This is a genomic window from Streptomyces sp. LZ34 (assembly GCF_053890475.1).
Window position 1 is genome coordinate 9,604,026 of record NZ_CM132680.1, and the last position, 15,127, is coordinate 9,619,152.

General features: G+C 72.3%; 14 protein-coding genes and 1 pseudogene. 5 read left to right on the forward strand and 10 right to left on the reverse strand.

The annotated features are described in order from the left end of the window. Positions 1–64: 64 nt before the first annotated feature. A complete protein-coding gene (locus tag ACWY4P_RS41340) occupies positions 65–1,306 on the forward strand; it encodes a right-handed parallel beta-helix repeat-containing protein (protein ID WP_456205882.1) in 1,242 nt (413 codons plus the stop codon). 138 nt (positions 1,307–1,444) lie between these two features. After that, a complete protein-coding gene (locus ACWY4P_RS41345; RefSeq protein WP_456205883.1) occupies positions 1,445–2,890 on the forward strand; it encodes an NCS2 family permease in 1,446 nt (481 codons plus the stop codon). Between the two features lie 25 nt (positions 2,891–2,915). Here the strand turns inward: ACWY4P_RS41345 and ACWY4P_RS41350 are convergent, their stop codons facing one another. The 5 genes and pseudogenes from ACWY4P_RS41350 to ACWY4P_RS41370 all read right to left on the reverse strand — a co-directional run bounded on the left by ACWY4P_RS41350 (position 2,916) and on the right by ACWY4P_RS41370 (position 7,948). Further along, positions 2,916–3,896 carry an aldo/keto reductase gene (locus tag ACWY4P_RS41350; protein WP_456205885.1) on the reverse strand — a complete coding sequence of 327 codons (981 nt, stop codon included), beginning with the start codon at positions 3,894–3,896 and terminating at the stop codon, positions 2,916–2,918. A 98-nt stretch (positions 3,897–3,994) separates the two neighbouring features. After that, positions 3,995–4,612: a response regulator gene (locus ACWY4P_RS41355; RefSeq protein WP_456213227.1), complete on the reverse strand. Its 618-nt coding sequence runs from the start codon at positions 4,610–4,612 to the stop codon at positions 3,995–3,997. An 80-nt stretch (positions 4,613–4,692) separates the two neighbouring features. Continuing rightward, positions 4,693–6,075, reverse strand: coding sequence for a sensor histidine kinase (locus tag ACWY4P_RS41360; RefSeq protein WP_456205886.1), 1,383 nt, complete (start codon positions 6,073–6,075; stop codon positions 4,693–4,695). Further along, positions 6,072–7,043: pseudogene (locus ACWY4P_RS41365) on the reverse strand (hypothetical protein). The gene ACWY4P_RS41360 and the pseudogene ACWY4P_RS41365 overlap by 4 nt, the downstream one beginning before the upstream one ends. A gap of 134 nt (positions 7,044–7,177) precedes the next feature. Next, positions 7,178–7,948: an IclR family transcriptional regulator gene (locus ACWY4P_RS41370; RefSeq protein WP_014180692.1), complete on the reverse strand. Its 771-nt coding sequence runs from the start codon at positions 7,946–7,948 to the stop codon at positions 7,178–7,180. A 131-nt stretch (positions 7,949–8,079) separates the two neighbouring features. Here ACWY4P_RS41370 and ACWY4P_RS41375 point away from each other — a divergent pair, with 131 nt between their 5' ends. Beyond that, a complete protein-coding gene (locus tag ACWY4P_RS41375) occupies positions 8,080–9,609 on the forward strand; it encodes an aldehyde dehydrogenase (NADP(+)) (RefSeq protein WP_456205888.1) in 1,530 nt (509 codons plus the stop codon). Between the two features lie 91 nt (positions 9,610–9,700). Here ACWY4P_RS41375 and ACWY4P_RS41380 read toward each other — a convergent pair whose 3' ends face one another. Continuing rightward, positions 9,701–10,177: a fic family toxin-antitoxin system, toxin component gene (locus ACWY4P_RS41380; protein ID WP_456205890.1), complete on the reverse strand. Its 477-nt coding sequence runs from the start codon at positions 10,175–10,177 to the stop codon at positions 9,701–9,703. Then, on the reverse strand, positions 10,174–10,449 hold the full coding sequence (locus ACWY4P_RS41385; protein WP_456205892.1) for a plasmid mobilization protein: 276 nt from the start codon (positions 10,447–10,449) through the stop codon (positions 10,174–10,176). Before ACWY4P_RS41385 ends, ACWY4P_RS41380 begins: the two co-directional genes overlap by 4 nt. 154 nt (positions 10,450–10,603) lie before the next feature. Here ACWY4P_RS41385 and ACWY4P_RS41390 point away from each other — a divergent pair, with 154 nt between their 5' ends. Together ACWY4P_RS41390 and ACWY4P_RS41395 are read left to right on the forward strand one after the other, a co-directional pair. After that, a complete protein-coding gene (locus tag ACWY4P_RS41390; protein ID WP_456205894.1) occupies positions 10,604–11,257 on the forward strand; it encodes a DsbA family oxidoreductase in 654 nt (217 codons plus the stop codon). A gap of 71 nt (positions 11,258–11,328) precedes the next feature. Further along, positions 11,329–12,390 carry an aminotransferase class V-fold PLP-dependent enzyme gene (locus ACWY4P_RS41395; protein WP_456205896.1) on the forward strand — a complete coding sequence of 354 codons (1,062 nt, stop codon included), beginning with the start codon at positions 11,329–11,331 and terminating at the stop codon, positions 12,388–12,390. A gap of 58 nt (positions 12,391–12,448) precedes the next feature. Here the strand turns inward: ACWY4P_RS41395 and thpD are convergent, their stop codons facing one another. The 3 genes from thpD to ectB are packed head-to-tail and all read right to left on the reverse strand — an operon-like array spanning position 12,449 to position 15,070. Further along, positions 12,449–13,336: an ectoine hydroxylase gene (gene thpD, locus ACWY4P_RS41400; protein WP_456205898.1), complete on the reverse strand. Its 888-nt coding sequence runs from the start codon at positions 13,334–13,336 to the stop codon at positions 12,449–12,451. Between the two features lie 5 nt (positions 13,337–13,341). Continuing rightward, positions 13,342–13,746, reverse strand: coding sequence for an ectoine synthase (locus ACWY4P_RS41405; protein ID WP_456205900.1), 405 nt, complete (start codon positions 13,744–13,746; stop codon positions 13,342–13,344). A 55-nt stretch (positions 13,747–13,801) separates the two neighbouring features. Then, the gene (gene ectB, locus ACWY4P_RS41410; RefSeq protein ID WP_456205901.1) at positions 13,802–15,070 is read right to left on the reverse strand and encodes a diaminobutyrate--2-oxoglutarate transaminase; all 1,269 of its coding nucleotides are present in this window, start codon (positions 15,068–15,070) and stop codon (positions 13,802–13,804) included. Between the last annotated feature and the right edge of the window lie 57 nt (positions 15,071–15,127).

Consider the following 15,127-nt stretch of genomic DNA (forward strand, 5'->3'; position numbering starts at 1 on the left):
CAGCTTGGAACAGGTCGGACCAGGATCCCCCGGCCCGTTCCCTCGACGCAGAACAGGAGTTGCCATGGGGCTGAGGCGCAAGCGCGGTCGCCACCGCCGCCGGAAGGACCGTACGCTGCCGCTGGGCAGCGCCGTCATCGTGGCGTCGGCCGTGGCGGGGGTCTATCTGACGGCAGCGCCCGAGGGCGCGAGCGCCGTGGCGTCGACCGTGTATGTGTCCTCCCAGGGCGACGACCGGGACTCCGGCTCGCTCGAATCCCCGTACCGCACGCTGGAGAAGGCCTTCTCGGTCGCGAAGGCGGGCACCGTCATCGAGGTGCGCGGTGGCACCTACTACCCCGCCCGGACCCTCCACAGCGCCATCGACGGCACCGCCCGGGACCGCGTCGAGCTGCGGCCCTACCGCGCCGAGCAGGTCCGGGTCGACGGCTCGCGGCTCTCGTCCGGCTCCTCGCTGCTCTCGCTCCGCGCCGACTACTGGACCGTCTCGGACATCGAGTTCCGTAACGCCCCCGGCGGCGGCCTGGTCTGCACCTCCTGTGCGCGCACCGTCTTCGACAACCTCTCCACTCACAGCAACGGCGACACCGGGCTCACGCTGCGCGGCAAGGGCAGCGACAACAACGTCATCCGCAACCTGGACTCGTACGACAACCACGACGACGCCACCGGCGGCAAGCAGGCGGACGGCATATCCGTCACCCACGGCTCCGGCAGCGGCAATGTGATCACCGGAGTCCGGGCGTTCAACAACAGCGACGACGGCGTGGACCTGTGGAGATGGGCCGGCCCGGTCACCATCGAGCACACCTGGGCCTTCGGAAACGGCGAGAACCGCTGGCGCATCCGCGACTTCCGGGGCGACGGCAGCGGCTTCCAGCTCGGCGGCGACGCCCCGGCCCCCTCGCCCGCCCATGTCGTACGGAACTCCGCCGCCTGGGACAACACCCAGTACGGCTTCTCGGCCAACGGCAACACCGGCGCGATCCGCCTCCGGCGCACCACGGCGTACGGCAACCAGGCCGCGGGCTACTCCTTCCCCGGCTCCCGCGCCCTGCTCGAGCGCAACCTCGCCGTCTCCAACGGCGACGCCAAGGCCGACGCCGACGCGGCAGCCGGCTCCCGGGGCAAGAACTGGAGCCCCGGCCGGGGCAGCGGCTGGAGCGCCGGCGGCGCGGCCACCCCGCCCTTCGTCACCACCGACCCCATCACGGCCCGCGGCGCCCGGCGGCAGGACGGCTCACTGCCCGTCACCAGCTTCCTGGTCGTGGCCGACGGCTCCGAGATCGGCTCGACGATGGAGTGACGCCCCGTCGCGGCGCCCACCGCACCGCGCCGCGCGGCAGTTGATCTCGTAACACGGCGAAAACCTGAGCGGTCCGCGTAGTGGGCACAATCCAGTCACCCCGCACGCGTCTGTTTCACGCTTAAGGAGCGCCACAACATGGCAAGACAGGTGACCGACAAGGCACCGGCCCCCACCGCGACCCGCCGCACCGGCCTCGACCGGTTCTTCCGGATATCCGAGCGGGGCTCCACCCTCGGCCGGGAGGTCCGGGGCGGGTTCGCCACCTTCTTCACGATGGCCTACATCCTCGTGCTCAACCCGATCATCCTGGGCGGGGCGAAGGACAAGTTCGGCGCACAGCTCGACGGCGCGCAGCTGGTCACCGCGACCGCCCTGGTCGCCTGCGTGATGACCGTCCTCATGGGCGTCGGCGGCAATCTGCCGCTCGCGCTCGCCGCCGGCCTCGGGCTCAACGCGGTCGTCGCCTACCAGATCGCCCCGCAGATGAGCTGGCCCGACGCCATGGGCCTGGTGGTCCTGGAGGGCCTGATCATCTGTGTGCTGGTGGGCACCGGGCTGCGCGAGGCGGTGATGCACGCGATCCCGAAGCCGCTGAAGCAGGCGATCAGCGTGGGCATCGGCCTGTTCATCGCCTTCATCGGCTTCGTCGACGCGGGCTTCGCCAGCCGCATCCCGGGCCTGACCGGTTCGGTGCCGGTCCAGCTCGGCGCGACCGGGCGGCTGACCGGCTGGCCGGTGCTCGTCTTCTGCCTCGGGGTGCTGCTGACCATCGCCCTGATGGTGCGCAAGGTCAAGGGCGCGATCCTGATCAGCATCGTCACCTCCACCGTGCTCGCGGTCATCATCAACGAGATCGCCGACATCAAGCCGCAGGCGTGGGGGCTGACCGTGCCCTCCCTCCCGGACAAGATCGTCGACACCCCGGACTTCGGCCTGGTCGGCTCCTTCAGCCTGTTCGGGGCGTTCGAGCAGGTCGGCGTCATCACCATCGTCCTGCTGGTCTTCACCCTGATCCTGTCCGACTTCTTCGACACCATGGGCACGGTCGTCGGCGTGAGCAACGAGGCCGGGCTGCTCGACGCGAACGGCAACATGCCCAACCTGGGCCGGGTGCTGCTGATCGACGGGGTGGCGGCGGCCGCGGGCGGCGCGGCGTCCGCCTCGTCCAACACCAGCTACATCGAGTCGGCGGCCGGGGTCGGCGAGGGGGCGCGCACCGGCTTCGCCAGCGTGGTCACCGGCGCGCTGTTCGGGCTCGCCCTCTTCCTGACCCCGCTGGCGACCATGGTGCCCGCCCAGGCCGCCACCCCGGCGCTGATCGCCGTGGGATTCCTGCTGATGAGCCAGGTGCGGCACATCGACTGGGAGCGCTACGACATCGCCATCCCGGCGTTCCTCACCATCGTCGTGATGCCGTTCACCTACTCCATCACCAACGGGATCGGCGCCGGGTTCATCGCGTACGTGCTCATCAAGGCGGTCCTGGGCAAGGCGCGCGAGGTGCACTGGCTGCTGTGGGGGACCGCGGCGCTGTTCCTCCTCTACTTCGGGATCGACCCGGTCGAGCAACTGCTCACCTGAGCCCGTTTCCGCCGCCCGCCCCCCGTCAGCTGTGACCCATGATGGGGCGCGGGCGGTAGGGCGCCTCCAGGCGGGCCACCTCGGCCTCGTCGAGCCGCACCTCGACCGCGGCGACCGCGTCCTCCAGATGGCCGACTCTGGTCGCCCCCACGATCGGCGCGGTCACCGCCGACTTGCTGAGCAGCCACGCGAGCGCGATCTGCGCCGGGCTCACCCCGCGCTCCTCGGCCACGGCGCGGGTGGCGTCCACGATGTCGAACTCGGCGTCCCCGTACCACGTCTCGACCAGCGGGTCGTCGCTCGCCCGGGCCGTCGCCCCGGTGCGGTCCCGGTCGCGGGTGCCCGCGAGCAGCCCGCGCGCCAGCGGGCTCCAGGGGATCACCCCCACCCCCTGGTCCAGGCAGAACGGGTTCATCTCCCGCTCCTCCTCCCGGTACAGCAGGTTGTAGTGGTTCTGCATCGAGGCGAACCGGGTCCAGCCCGCCGCCGCGGCCGTGTGCTGGGCCTTGGCGAACTGCCAGGCGAACATGGACGACGCGCCGATGTAGCGTGCCTTGCCCGCCCGCACCACGTCGTGCAGCGCCTCCATGGTCTCCTCGATCGGCGTCTCGGGGTCCCACCGGTGGATCTGGTAGAGGTCGACATGGTCGGTGCCCAGCCGCCGCAGCGAGGCGTCGATACCCGCCAGGATGTGCTTCCGGGACAGCCCGCGGTCGTTGGGGCCCGGCCCCATCGGGAAGTACACCTTGGTGGCCAGCACATAGTCGTCGCGGCTGGGGAAGAGCTCACGCAGCAGCTCGCCCGTGACCTCCTCGCTTCTGCCCTTGGAGTACATGTCGGCGGTGTCGAAGAACGTCACGCCGCTCTCGGCCGCCCGCCGCACGATCGGCCGCGCCGCGTCGATGTCCAGCTGCCACTTGCGGTGCTCGGGGTCGCCGTAGCTCATCATCCCCAGGCAGATCCGCGACACCTTGATCCCGGACTGTCCCAGGCGGGCGTACTCCATGCGGCTCCTCTTTCCCCGGTTTCCCCGGTTTTCCCGGTTTCCGTGGTTTCCCTGGTTTCCCTCGATCGATCACAGCAGACCACTACGGCGCCCGTGTGTCAGCCCGGTTTGACGAAACCGCACTCGTAGGCCGTAATGACCGCCTGGGTGCGGTCCCGCACGCCGAGCTTGGCGAGCACCGCGGCCACATGGGTCTTGACCGTGGCCGGGCCCACCCCGATCCGGTCGGCGATCTCGGCGTTGGACAGCCCGGCGGTCATCAGCCGCAGCACCTCGGCCTCCCGCTCGGAGAGCCGGTCGCGCAGCGCCCGCGCCGGGCCGTCGCGCCCGGTGGCATACGCGGCGGCCAGCGCCCGCACCGCGGCCGGGAACAGCAGCGAGTCGCTGCGCGCCACGAGCCGCACCGCCTGCACCAACTCGTCCGCGCGGGCCCGCTTGAGCAGAAAGCCGCTGGCCCCCGCGCGCAGCGCGTCGTACACATGGCTGTCGTTCTCGAAGGTCGTCACGACGATCACGCGCGGCGGCTCGGGCACGGTCGCCAGGATCCGCTCGGTGGCGCGGATGCCGTCGATCTCGGGCATCCGGACGTCCATCAGGACGATGTCCGGGCGCAGCTGGTGGACCAGCGGGACGGCCTCGGCGCCGGTGCCCGCCTCGCCGACGACCTCCAGGTCCGGCTCGCTGGAGAGAATCGCGCGCAGCGCGGTGCGCACCATCCGCTCGTCGTCGGCGAGCACGATACGCAGGAGAGGCAGCGCCGGGGTGGATGTCACCGGGACGGATGTCGGCGGCGCGCTCACCGGGCCGTCCCCAGGGGGATCCGGACCGTCAGCCGCCAGCCGTCCTCGGTCGGGCCCCAGGCACAGCTGCCGCGCAGCAGCGCCGTACGTTCGGCGATCCCGCGCAGGCCGCGGCCGCCGCCGGTGCGCCGCCACGGGGCGGCCCCGCCCGCCCGACGCACCGGGTCCGCCGGGTCCGCCGGGTCCGCCGGGTCCGCTGGGTCTGCCTGGTCCGCCGGGTTCACCGGGTTCTCCATGGTGATCTCCAACTCCTCGTCTTCTGTGGTGCGTTCGGCGATCCGCAGCCGCACCGGCACCCGGCCCGCGTGGCGCAGCGCGTTGCTGAGCCCTTCCTGCACGATGCGGTACGCCTCGCGGGACACGACGGGCGGCAGCCGGTCCAGCGCGCCGGGGGCGGTCAGTACGACGCTGACGCCCGCCGCCCGGGTCCGGGACAGCAGCCCGCCCAGGTCGGCGAGGGTGGGGGTGGGGGCGGCGCGGCCCCCGCCGGTCCCGGTCCCGTTCGCGTTCCCGGTCCCGCTCTCTTCGCCTTCCCGCAACAGGCCCAGCACACTGTCGAGTTCCCCGACCGCGCCACGCGTGGTCTCCTCGATCGCGGCCAGCGCCTGCCGGGCGAACTCCGGGTCCGCGTCGAGGACCTTGCGCGCCGCGCTCGCCTGCAAGGTCACCGCGCTCAGCGCATGCCCGACGGAGTCGTGCAGCTCGCGGGCGAGGCGGTTGCGGGAGGCGAGGTGAGCGGCCCGCTCCTCGGCGGCGGCGAGCCGGTCGGCGGGCGTGGGCCCGAGCAGCGCGGGCGCACAGCGGGCCAGCAGCGCCCCCGCGCCCGCGGCCACCGCGGCCACGGCCGCCAGCAGCAGGATCCCGGCGGCGGGGGCGAGCGCCCGGGCGGAGTCGAAGGCGGTCGGCCAGACCAGGCCCCTGGCGTACGACCTGTCGGTGAACGGCAGCACGGCCAGCAGCGCCGCTGCGGGCGGCAGGGCGAGGGTGACCGCGCTGACCAGGCCGCCGAGCGCCAGATGCAGCCCGTACCACAGGGCGGCGCGGCTGCGCGCGTCCCAGGACGTGGCGGGCCCGGACGCGAGTGCGGCGGGCCCGCGGAGCCCGCACAGCGAGCGCGCGGCCGTGGCCTCCAGGGGGCGCACGAGCGGGAAGAGCGCGGTCAGTACGGCCAGTGGCAGGGCCATGGCGTACGTGGCGAGCTGCCACCCCAGCGAGTCGAGCGGCCGGGCGCCAGGGGCGACCGCCACGAGGACGACGCCGGCCAGCAGGTAGTACGGCATCAACAGGGCCCCGCCGAGCACCAGATGCACCCAGCGCAGCCGGGCCCGCCGCCCCAGCGCCGCCCGGGCGCACCGCCGCCACCACACCACGGGCGTCACGCCACCTGCCGCGCCGCGGCGCGCTCGCTGAAGAAGTAGGCGCCGGCCACCAGGACGAGCAACCCGACGATCATCTGGACAGAGTGGGTCACGTGCATCAGCCCGGTGGGCGCCTTGTCGCCGCCTTCCCCGGCGGTCAGCCCGGCCAGGGTGAGCCAGCCGCCCCAGCAGGCCAGCGCCCCCGACCCGACCCAGGCGAGGGTCAGCGGCAGACCCAGCGGGACCCGGCGCCCGGCGCGGAAGGCGAGCATGAGCACGCCCGTGACGGTGGCGAGCGCGAACAGCACGTAGGTGGCCTCGACGATGTAGAAGTCGCTGCCCCGGTCCGCGGCCCTGGCCTCGCTCAGCCCGGCGGCCGAGCCGCCGGCCCACAGCAGATGCGCGGCGGCGGGCAGCAGGGCGAGCACGGCGGTGGTTACGGCGGTCAGGCGCTGCGCCGGGCGGGTGGGGCCGTCGGCGGGCAGATCGGCGAGCCGGCCGCGTCACAGCCCGCCCCAGCGGTCGCGGGCGTACAGCACGAACAGGGCGCCCAGGGCCAGCCCTTGGACGACGAAGCCGCCGTAGACGACGCCGAACACCCAGTCGGCCAGGAACGCGCCCTTCTCACCACCCTGGTCGCCGCCCCGGTCGGCGGTCTTCGCGAGCCCGAGCGCCCCGGCCGCCAGCTGCGCCGGGAAGCCGGTCATGATCGGCGCGAGCAGGCCGCAGGCGCACCAGACGGGCAGCGTCAGCAGCCAGGCCGGGACGCGCCTGCCCCAGGGGCGGGTGAGGAGCAGGGCGAGGACGACGACGGCGGCGTCCATGACGACCGACACGGCGTTGATGGCGATCATCGCGGTCCGCTCGCCCGGCTCGCGCAGCTCACTGCCCTCGGGGATGCCGAGGTGACTCCCCGCGATCCAGGCGGCCTTGAGGCCGATGTAGGGGAGGCAGGCGGCGATGGCGACGGCACGCAGGGCTTTTCTCATGCCCACCAGCCTTCCGGCGGGCCCCTTGCCGCGCTTCCTCCCACGCGACGATCCGTCTCCGCCGCACGGGTGAGCGGCCCTGCGCCTCCAGGTCAGAGGCGACGGGTCAGAGGCGACGGGTCAGAGGCGGCAGGTCAGAGGCGACGGGTCGCGAGGGTGAGGCGGTCGCGGGCGTCGAAGAGGGCGTCCTTGATCATCTGCTCATGCGCGGGGGTGAGCCGGGCCACCGGCACCGAGCAGCTGATCGCGTCCCGCGAGGGCGTGCGGTAGGGGATCGCGATGCCGAAGCAGCGCAGCCCCAGCGTGTTCTCCTCGCGGTCCACCGCGTACCCCTGTTCGCGGATGAGGTGCAGCTCCTCGATGAGCTTCTCGCGGTCGGTGATGGTGTGCTCGGTGAGCGCGCCGAGGGTCTCCGGCAGCATCTTGCGCACCTGCTCGTCGGAGTAGGTGGCCAGCAGCGCCTTGCCCAGCGAGGTGGAGTGGGCGGGCAGTCGGCGGCCGACGCGGGTGAAGGGGCGCAGGTAGTGCTGGGACTGGCGGGTGGCGAGGTAGACCACGTTGGTGCCGTCGAGGCGGGCGAGGTGGATGGTCTCGGTGGTGTCGTCCGAGAGCCGGTCCAGGGTCGGCCGGGCGGCGGCCACGACCTCGTCGCCGTCGATGTACGAGGTGCCGACGAGCAGCGCGCGCACGCCGATGCCGTAGCGGGTGCCGGTCGCGTCGGTCTCCACCCAGCCGAGCTCCACCAGGGTGCGCAGCAGCATGTAGAGAGAGGACTTCGGGTAACCCACGGCCTCCTGGACGGCGGCCAGACTGTGCATGCCGGGCCGGCCGGCGAAGAATTCCAGCAGCTCGACCGTGCGGACCGCCGATTTGACCTGGGCCCCACCCGTCTCGGCAGTTGACATCGCCTTGACCCCTTTGTTCGACCAGCCATAGAGTCCCGACAGAGTTCACCATCAGGGACAGCGTTCAGCATATCGAACAACAGCCGAGGTGCGGGACGCAAGCAGTGTCAACACAGCAGGAGGAATCCCCGGTGTCAGCACCAGTGTGGAGCGTCGACCCCCGAACCGGGAAGCAGCGCGAGCAGGTCGCCGTCGAAGCCACCGCCGAGGAGATCGACCGCGTGGTGCGGGCGGCCCACGAGGCACGCGGCTCCCTGGCCGACCGGACGGTGCGCGCCGCGTTCCTGCGCGCCGCCGCCGACCGGCTCGACGAAGCGAAGGACCAGCTGGTCGAGGCGGCCGACGCCGAGACCGCGCTGGGCCCCGTCCGGCTCACCGGCGAACTCGCCCGCACCACTTACCAGCTGCGGGCCTTCGCCGACATCGTGGACGAGGGCGGCTTCCTCGACGTGCGCGTCGACCACGCCGACGCCACTCAGACCCCGCCCTGGCCCGACCTGCGCCGCTACAAGGTGCCGCTCGGCGTCGTCGCCGTCTACGCCGCCAGCAACTTCCCGCTCGCCTTCTCCGTGCCCGGTGGCGACACCGCCAGCGCGCTCGCCGCGGGCTGCCCGGTCGTCGTCAAGGCGCACCCCGACCACCCCGCCACCTCCGAGGTGGCCGCCTCGGCGCTGCGCCGCGCCGCCGAGGAGTCCGGGCTGCCCGCGGACGTGGTCTCGGTGGTGCACGGCTTCCAGGCGGGCATCGAGCTGGTCAAGCACCCGCTGGTCGCCGCCGCGGGCTTCACCGGCTCGATCCGGGGCGGCCGTGCCCTGTTCGACGCCGCCGCCGCCCGGCCGGTGCCGATCCCCTTCCACGGCGAGCTGGGCAGCCTCAACCCGGTCGTGGTCACCGAGGCCGCGGCCGCCGAGCGCGGCGAGCAGATCGGTACGGGCCTCGGCGGGTCGATGACGCTGGGCATGGGCCAGTTCTGCACCAAGCCCGGCTTTGTGCTGGCCCCGGCGGGCGAGGCGGGCGACCGGCTGGTGAAGTCCCTCACCGAGGCGGTCAGCAACAGCGAGGCCGGCGTGCTGCTGGACCACCGCATGCGCGACAACTTCGTCGCCGGGGTCAAGGAGCGGGCCGAACTCCCCGAGGTGGACGCCCCGGTCACCCCCGGCTCCGGCGGTGAGCACACGGTCAGCGCCGGCTTCCTGACCGTCCCGGCGCGGCTGCTCGCCGAGGAGGGGGCGCACGATGTACTGCTCGAGGAGTGCTTCGGCCCGGTGACCGTGCTCGCCCGCTACGAGAGCGACGAGGACATCAAGGCCGTGCTCGGGCGGCTGCCGGGCAACCTCACCGCCACCGTCCACCTCTCCGAGGCCGAGGGCGAAGGCAGCGAGGGCCGGGCCTCCGAACTGCTCGCCGAGCTCACCCCGCTCGCCGGCCGCGTCCTGGTCAACGGCTGGCCGACCGGCGTCGCCGTCGCCCCGGCCCAGCACCACGGCGGTCCGTACCCGGCGACCACCTCCACCTCCACCTCGGTCGGCGGCACCGCCATCGAGCGCTGGCTGCGGCCGGTCAGCTACCAGGACACCCCGGCCGCGCTGCTGCCGCAGGAGCTGCGCGACGAGAACCCGCTGGGGCTGCCCCGCCGGGTGAACGGGCGCCGCGAGGTCTGACGGACAGGATGCGATGCCGCGGGCGGGACCGGCCGGTCCCGCCCGCGGTCGTCCGCGCCGAAGAGCGCGGTGGGCGCCGCGGTCGGCCGGCTCAGCCGTCGGCCGGCCCGCCCGCTGTCCCGTCCCTTGTCTCGTCGCCTGTCCCGTCAGCTGTCCCGTCTGCCGCCCTGTCTGCCGCCCCGTCTGCTGTCCAGGCGCGCAGTGCGCGGGCGATGTGTCGCAGCGGAACCCCCGGGCCCGCGATGTCGCGCATCAGCGCCAGCACCTCGGCGCCCTTGACGTCCCGGGTGACGGACAGGCCGTTTATCGTCAGCACCGCCCGGGTCGCGGCCCACGCCGCGTCGGCCTGGGAGTGCTCGAGCCAGGGATGGCGCAGCAGCGTGTCGAGGACCGCGGCCGCCTTGAGGTGGGCGCCCCAGTACACGTCCTGGTTCAGCATGTGCGCGCCGTGCCGGTGGATGGCCGCCAGCGGCACCCCGTAGTCGTCTATCGCGGGCGAGCCGGGGATGTCCGCGGTCGCCTGCAGCAGGGTGGGGAAGTCGATGGGAGATCCTGGGGACCGGGTCAACAGGCGTCCTTCAGGCGCGTGGCCGGGTCGAACCCCATCTCCTTGCTCGTGCTGCGGGGACGCGCCGCAAGCTCCTCGTTGAGCTCCTCGAACTCGCCTTTCCAGCGCTGCAGCGAATCCCGGAACGCGGCCAGGAAGGCCTCCCGGGTCTCGTCCCGGTCCAGCGCGAGCTGAGCCCGCCCGTACGCCTGGAGCGTCATGCCGACGGCCGCCGCACGGCGCCGGATCTCCTCGTGTTCTGCTTCGGTGAGCCGGAGGATGAGGTTGGCCATGCGGGGAGACAATCACCCCGAATCGGGTGATCGCAATCCCCGTGGGGAATGAACCGGGGCGCCTCGTGGTTGACACGCCGACACTGTGACACCCCCCGGCGCCCGCTGACCTCCGCGTACGGCGACCGGCGACTGATCGGAAAAAGCGAGCCCCATGCGTGTAGAGATCTGGTCCGACATCGTCTGCCCCTGGTGCTACATCGGAAAGGCCCGCTTCGAGCAGGGCCTGGCCGCCTTCGACCACCGCGACCAGGTCGAGGTGGTGCACCGCTCCTTCGAGCTCGACCCCGACCAGCCCAAGGGCGACACCGTGCCGGTGCTCGACATGCTCGCGACCAAGTACCGGGTCCCGCGCGAGCAGGCCCTGGCCATGGAGGCCCGGGTGGCCGAGGCCGCGGCCGACGCCGGGCTCGGCTACCGCTCCGACCGCGACCACGGCAACACCTTCGACGTCCACCGGCTGCTGCACCTCGCCAAGGCCCGCGGGCACCAGGCCGAGCTGCTGAACCTGCTCTACGCCGCGAACTTCGCCGAGGAGCGGTCCCTCTTCGACTCCGAAACGCTGCTCGCCGCCGCCGCCGAGGCCGGGCTCGACCCCGCCGAGGCCCGTGCGGTGCTGGACGACGAGGCCGCGTACGCCGAGGACGTACGGGCCGACGAGCGCGAGGCTGCCGCGCTGGGGGCGAGCGCCGTGCCCTTCTTCGTCCTCGACCGCCGCTTCGGCGTCTCGGGCGGCCAACCGGCTGAGATCTTCACCCAGGCGCTGCGCCAGGCCTGGGAAGCGTCGCAGGTCAGCGGGGATAAGTAAGGGCTGCTTGGGGATACGTGTCAGACATCGGCGATGGACGCGGGGGTGAACGCCGCTCATAGTGGGTGGACATGGAGCCCCTGGGAGGCGCGGAATTCGCGCCGCAGACGACGTACCTCAACACCTCCTCCACCGGTCTGATCCCCGCCCGGACCGTGGCAGCCATGAAGGACGCTCTCGACGCCGCGGCGAGCGGAGGTCCCGCCGCCGATCTGGCCTGGGAGTCGGTGGAGGAGGCGCGCGCCGCCTACGCCCGGCTGGCCGGGGTGCCGGTGCGGCGGGTCGCGGCGGGCGGCTCGGTCGCCGTGTACGCCGCGCTGGTGGCGGCCTCCCTGCCGTCCGGCGCCGAAGTCCTGGTGGCCGAGGGCGACTTCAGCTCGCTGGTGAACCCCTTCACCATGCGCCGCGACCTGAAGCCGCGCGCCGTCCCGCTGGAGGAGCTGGCGGACGCGGTGCGCCCCGGCACCGCCCTGGTCGCCGTCAGCGCGGTGCAGTCGGCGGACGGCCGGATCGCCGACCTGGACGCCATCCGCGCCGCGGCCCGCGCGCACGGCGCCCGGCTCCTGGTGGACGGCAGTCAGGGCCTCGGCTGGCTGCCGCTGAACGCCGACGACGCCGACTACACCGTGTGCGTCGGCTTCAAGTGGCTCCTGTGCCCGCGCGGCGTCGCCTTCCTGACCGTGCCCGAGGACTTCGGCGGGCTCACCCCGGTCTTCGCCGGCTGGGCGGCCGGCGAGAAGCCGTGGGACAGCTGCTACGGGCCGGTCGAGGAACTCGCGCACTCGGCCCGCCGCTTCGACCAGAGCCCCAGCCTGCTGTCCTATGTCGGCGCCGCGCGCTCCCTCTCGCTCGTCGAGGAGCTGGGCACCGAGGCGATCGGCGCCCACGACCGCGCGCTCGCCGACCGCTTCCGGGCCGGGCTCACCGCGCTGGGGCACCGGTGCGTGGCCGCCCCGGGCTCGGCGATCGTGTCCGTGCCGGGGCTCGGCCACGCCGCGCCCCGCCTCGCCGAGGCCGATGTCTCCGTCGCGGCGCGCGCCGGAAATCTGCGCACCTCGTTCCACCTCTACAACACCGGGGCCGATGTGGACCGGCTGCTGGAGGTGGTCTCCGGCATCCCGGCCGGGGGGTGAGGGCCCCGGCCGGGATCGGGTCACCGTAAGGGCGTGGGGGTCCGTAAGGGCATGAGGGTCACCGTACGGGGGTGAAGTCCCGCGCCCCGATGAACTCCGGCCGCCGGACCGGCGCCGCGAAGGGCTCGACCGCCGCGTTCTCCACGCTGTTGAAGACGATGAAGACATTGCTGCGCGGATAGGGCGTGATGTTGTCGCCCGACCCGTGCATGCAGTTGCAGTCGAACCAGGTCGCCGACCCGGCCTTGCCGGTGAACAGTCTGATGCCATGCGCGTCGGCGAGCTTGGTCAGCGCCTCGTCGGACGGAGTGCCCGCGTCCTGCATCTGGAGCGACTTCTTGTAGTTGTCCTTCGGAGTCGCCCCCGCGCAGCCGAGGAAGGTGCGGTGCGAGCCCGGCATGATCATCAGGCCGCCGTTGGTGTCGTGGTTCTCGGTCAGCGCGATGGACACGGACACCGTGCGCATGTTCGGCAGCCCGTCCTCGGCGTGCCAGGTCTCGAAGTCCGAGTGCCAGTAGAAGCCCGAGGCGCCGAAGCCCGGCTTGACGTTGATCCGGCTCTGGTGGACGTACACATCCGAACCGAGGATCTGGCGGGCCCGGCCCACGACGCGCGGGTCGTGGACCAGGTTCGCGAAGACCTCGCTTATCCGGTGCACCTCGAACACCGACCGTACGTCCTGCGACGTCGGCTCGATGATCGAGCGCTCGTCGGCCCGCACCCCGGGATCGGCGATCAGCCGGTCGAGCTCGGCGTGGTAGACCGCGACGTCGTCCGGAGTGATCAGCTGCTCGATCGCCAGGAAGCCGTCCCGCTCGAAGTCGCTCAGCTCGGACTGGCGCAGCGGCCCTGGGGCCCCGGGACCGGACCACACCACCGGGTCCACCCGTGGGGTGATGGTCTCGGAGCTGCCGCGGGTCGGGTACAGGTCAGCGACCGTGGTCATCTGGATCAGGCCTCCTCCGGCTCGGTGATCAGGGGGTATACGCCGTTCTCGTCGTGGTCCTCCCGTCCGGTGATCGGCGGGTTGAAGACGCAGACGCAGCGGAAGTCGGTTTTCGGACGCAGCGTGTGCTTCTCGTGCCCGTCCAGCAGATACATGGTGCCGGGGGCGATCCAGTGCTTCTCGCCGGTGTCGTCGTTGGTGAGCTCGGCCTCGCCCTCGACGCACAGCACGGCCTCGATGTGGTGGGCGTACCACATCGATGTCTCGGTGCCGGCGTAGAGCGTGGTCTCGTGCAGTGAGAAGCCCACCCGCTCCCTCGCCAGGACGATGCGCTTGCTCTCCCAGGTGCCCGATGCGGCCTTCACATGCCGTTCGGTGCCCTCGATGTCCTTGAAGGATCGGACGATCACGGTGGATTGTCGCCTTTCTGCTCGTGTTTCTGCTCGTGATGTTGTTGCGAGGTGATCAGGCGGTCTCGCGGACCGCGCGGGCGAGGGTCCGCAGCCCCTCGTCCAGCTCTTCGGGGGAGACGGTCAGCGGCGGCAGCAGCTTGACGACCTCGCTCTCCGGGCCCGAGGTCTCCACCAGCAGGCCGAGCTCGAAGGCGCGGGCGCACACCGCCGAGGCGCGCGAGCGGTCGGTGAACTCCAGGCCCCAGACCAGGCCCCGCCCGCGGTACTCGGCGCCCAGCCGGACATGCTCCTCGCAGATCGCGCGCAGCGCCTGGTCGACCTGCTCGCCGCGGGCGAGGGTCTGCTTCTCCATCTGGCCGTCGGCCCAGTACGTGTCCAGGGCCGCGGCGGCGGTGACGAAGGCCGGGTTGTTGCCGCGGAAGGTGCCGTTGTGCTCGCCCGGCTCCCAGATGTCCAGCTCGGGCCGGAAGAGCGCCAGCGACATGGGCATGCCGTAGCCGCCGATGGACTTGGAGAGCGTGACGATGTCCGGGGTGATGCCCGCTTCCTCGAAGGAGAAGAACGGGCCGGTGCGGCCGCAGCCCATCTGGATGTCGTCGACGATCAGCAGCATGTCGCGGCGCTTGCACAGGTCGGCCAGGGCGCGCAGCCACTCGGTGCGCGCCACGTTGATGCCGCCCTCGCCCTGCACCGTCTCGACGATGACCGCGGCGGGCTGGTTGAGGCCGGAGCCCTGGTCCTCCAGCAGCCGTTCGAACCACAGGAAGTCGGGCACCCGGCCGTCGAAGTAGTTGTCGAACGGCATCGGCGTGCCGTGGACCAGCGGGATGCCCGCGCCGGCCCGCTTGAAGGCGTTGCCGGTGACGGCGAGCGCGCCCAGCGACATCCCGTGGAAGGCGTTGGTGAAGGACACGATGGCCTCGCGCCCCTTGACCTTGCGGGCCAGCTTCAGGGCGGCCTCGACGGCGTTGGTGCCGGTCGGGCCCGGGAACATGACCTTGTACGGCAGGTCGCGCGGGCGCAGCACGGTGTTCTGGAAGGTCTCCAGGAAGGCGCGCTTGGCGGTGGTGCCCATGTCCAGGCCGTGGGTGACGCCGTCGCGTTCGATGTAGTCCAGCAGGGCGCGTTTGAGGACCGGGTTGTTGTGGCCGTAGTTGAGCGCTCCGGCCCCGGCGAAGAAGTCGAGGTAGGTGTGGCCGTCCTCGTCGTACATGTAGCTGCCCTGCGCGCGGTCGAAGACGGCGGGCCAGCCGCGGCAGTAGCTGCGTACCTCCGACTCGAGGGCCTCGAAGACGCTCAGCGCGGGCGGGGTGATGGTCACAGCATTCTCCTGGGAGATGAGTGTGAGGGGGTGAGGGTGCGGTGCGGGGGGCTCGGT

Coding starts and splice junctions, on each gene's coding strand:
- ACWY4P_RS41340 (WP_456205882.1), top strand. CDS start 65: ATGGGGCTGAGGCGCAAGCGCGGTCGCCACCGCCGCCGGAAGGACCGT.
- ACWY4P_RS41345 (WP_456205883.1), top strand. CDS start 1,445: ATGGCAAGACAGGTGACCGACAAGGCACCGGCCCCCACCGCGACCCGC.
- ACWY4P_RS41350 (WP_456205885.1), bottom strand. CDS start 3,896: ATGGAGTACGCCCGCCTGGGACAGTCCGGGATCAAGGTGTCGCGGATC.
- ACWY4P_RS41355 (WP_456213227.1), bottom strand. CDS start 4,612: ATGGTGCGCACCGCGCTGCGCGCGATTCTCTCCAGCGAGCCGGACCTG.
- ACWY4P_RS41370 (WP_014180692.1), bottom strand. CDS start 7,948: ATGTCAACTGCCGAGACGGGTGGGGCCCAGGTCAAATCGGCGGTCCGC.
- ACWY4P_RS41385 (WP_456205892.1), bottom strand. CDS start 10,449: ATGGCCAACCTCATCCTCCGGCTCACCGAAGCAGAACACGAGGAGATC.
- ACWY4P_RS41390 (WP_456205894.1), top strand. CDS start 10,604: ATGCGTGTAGAGATCTGGTCCGACATCGTCTGCCCCTGGTGCTACATC.
- ACWY4P_RS41395 (WP_456205896.1), top strand. CDS start 11,329: ATGGAGCCCCTGGGAGGCGCGGAATTCGCGCCGCAGACGACGTACCTC.
- thpD (WP_456205898.1), bottom strand. CDS start 13,336: ATGACCACGGTCGCTGACCTGTACCCGACCCGCGGCAGCTCCGAGACC.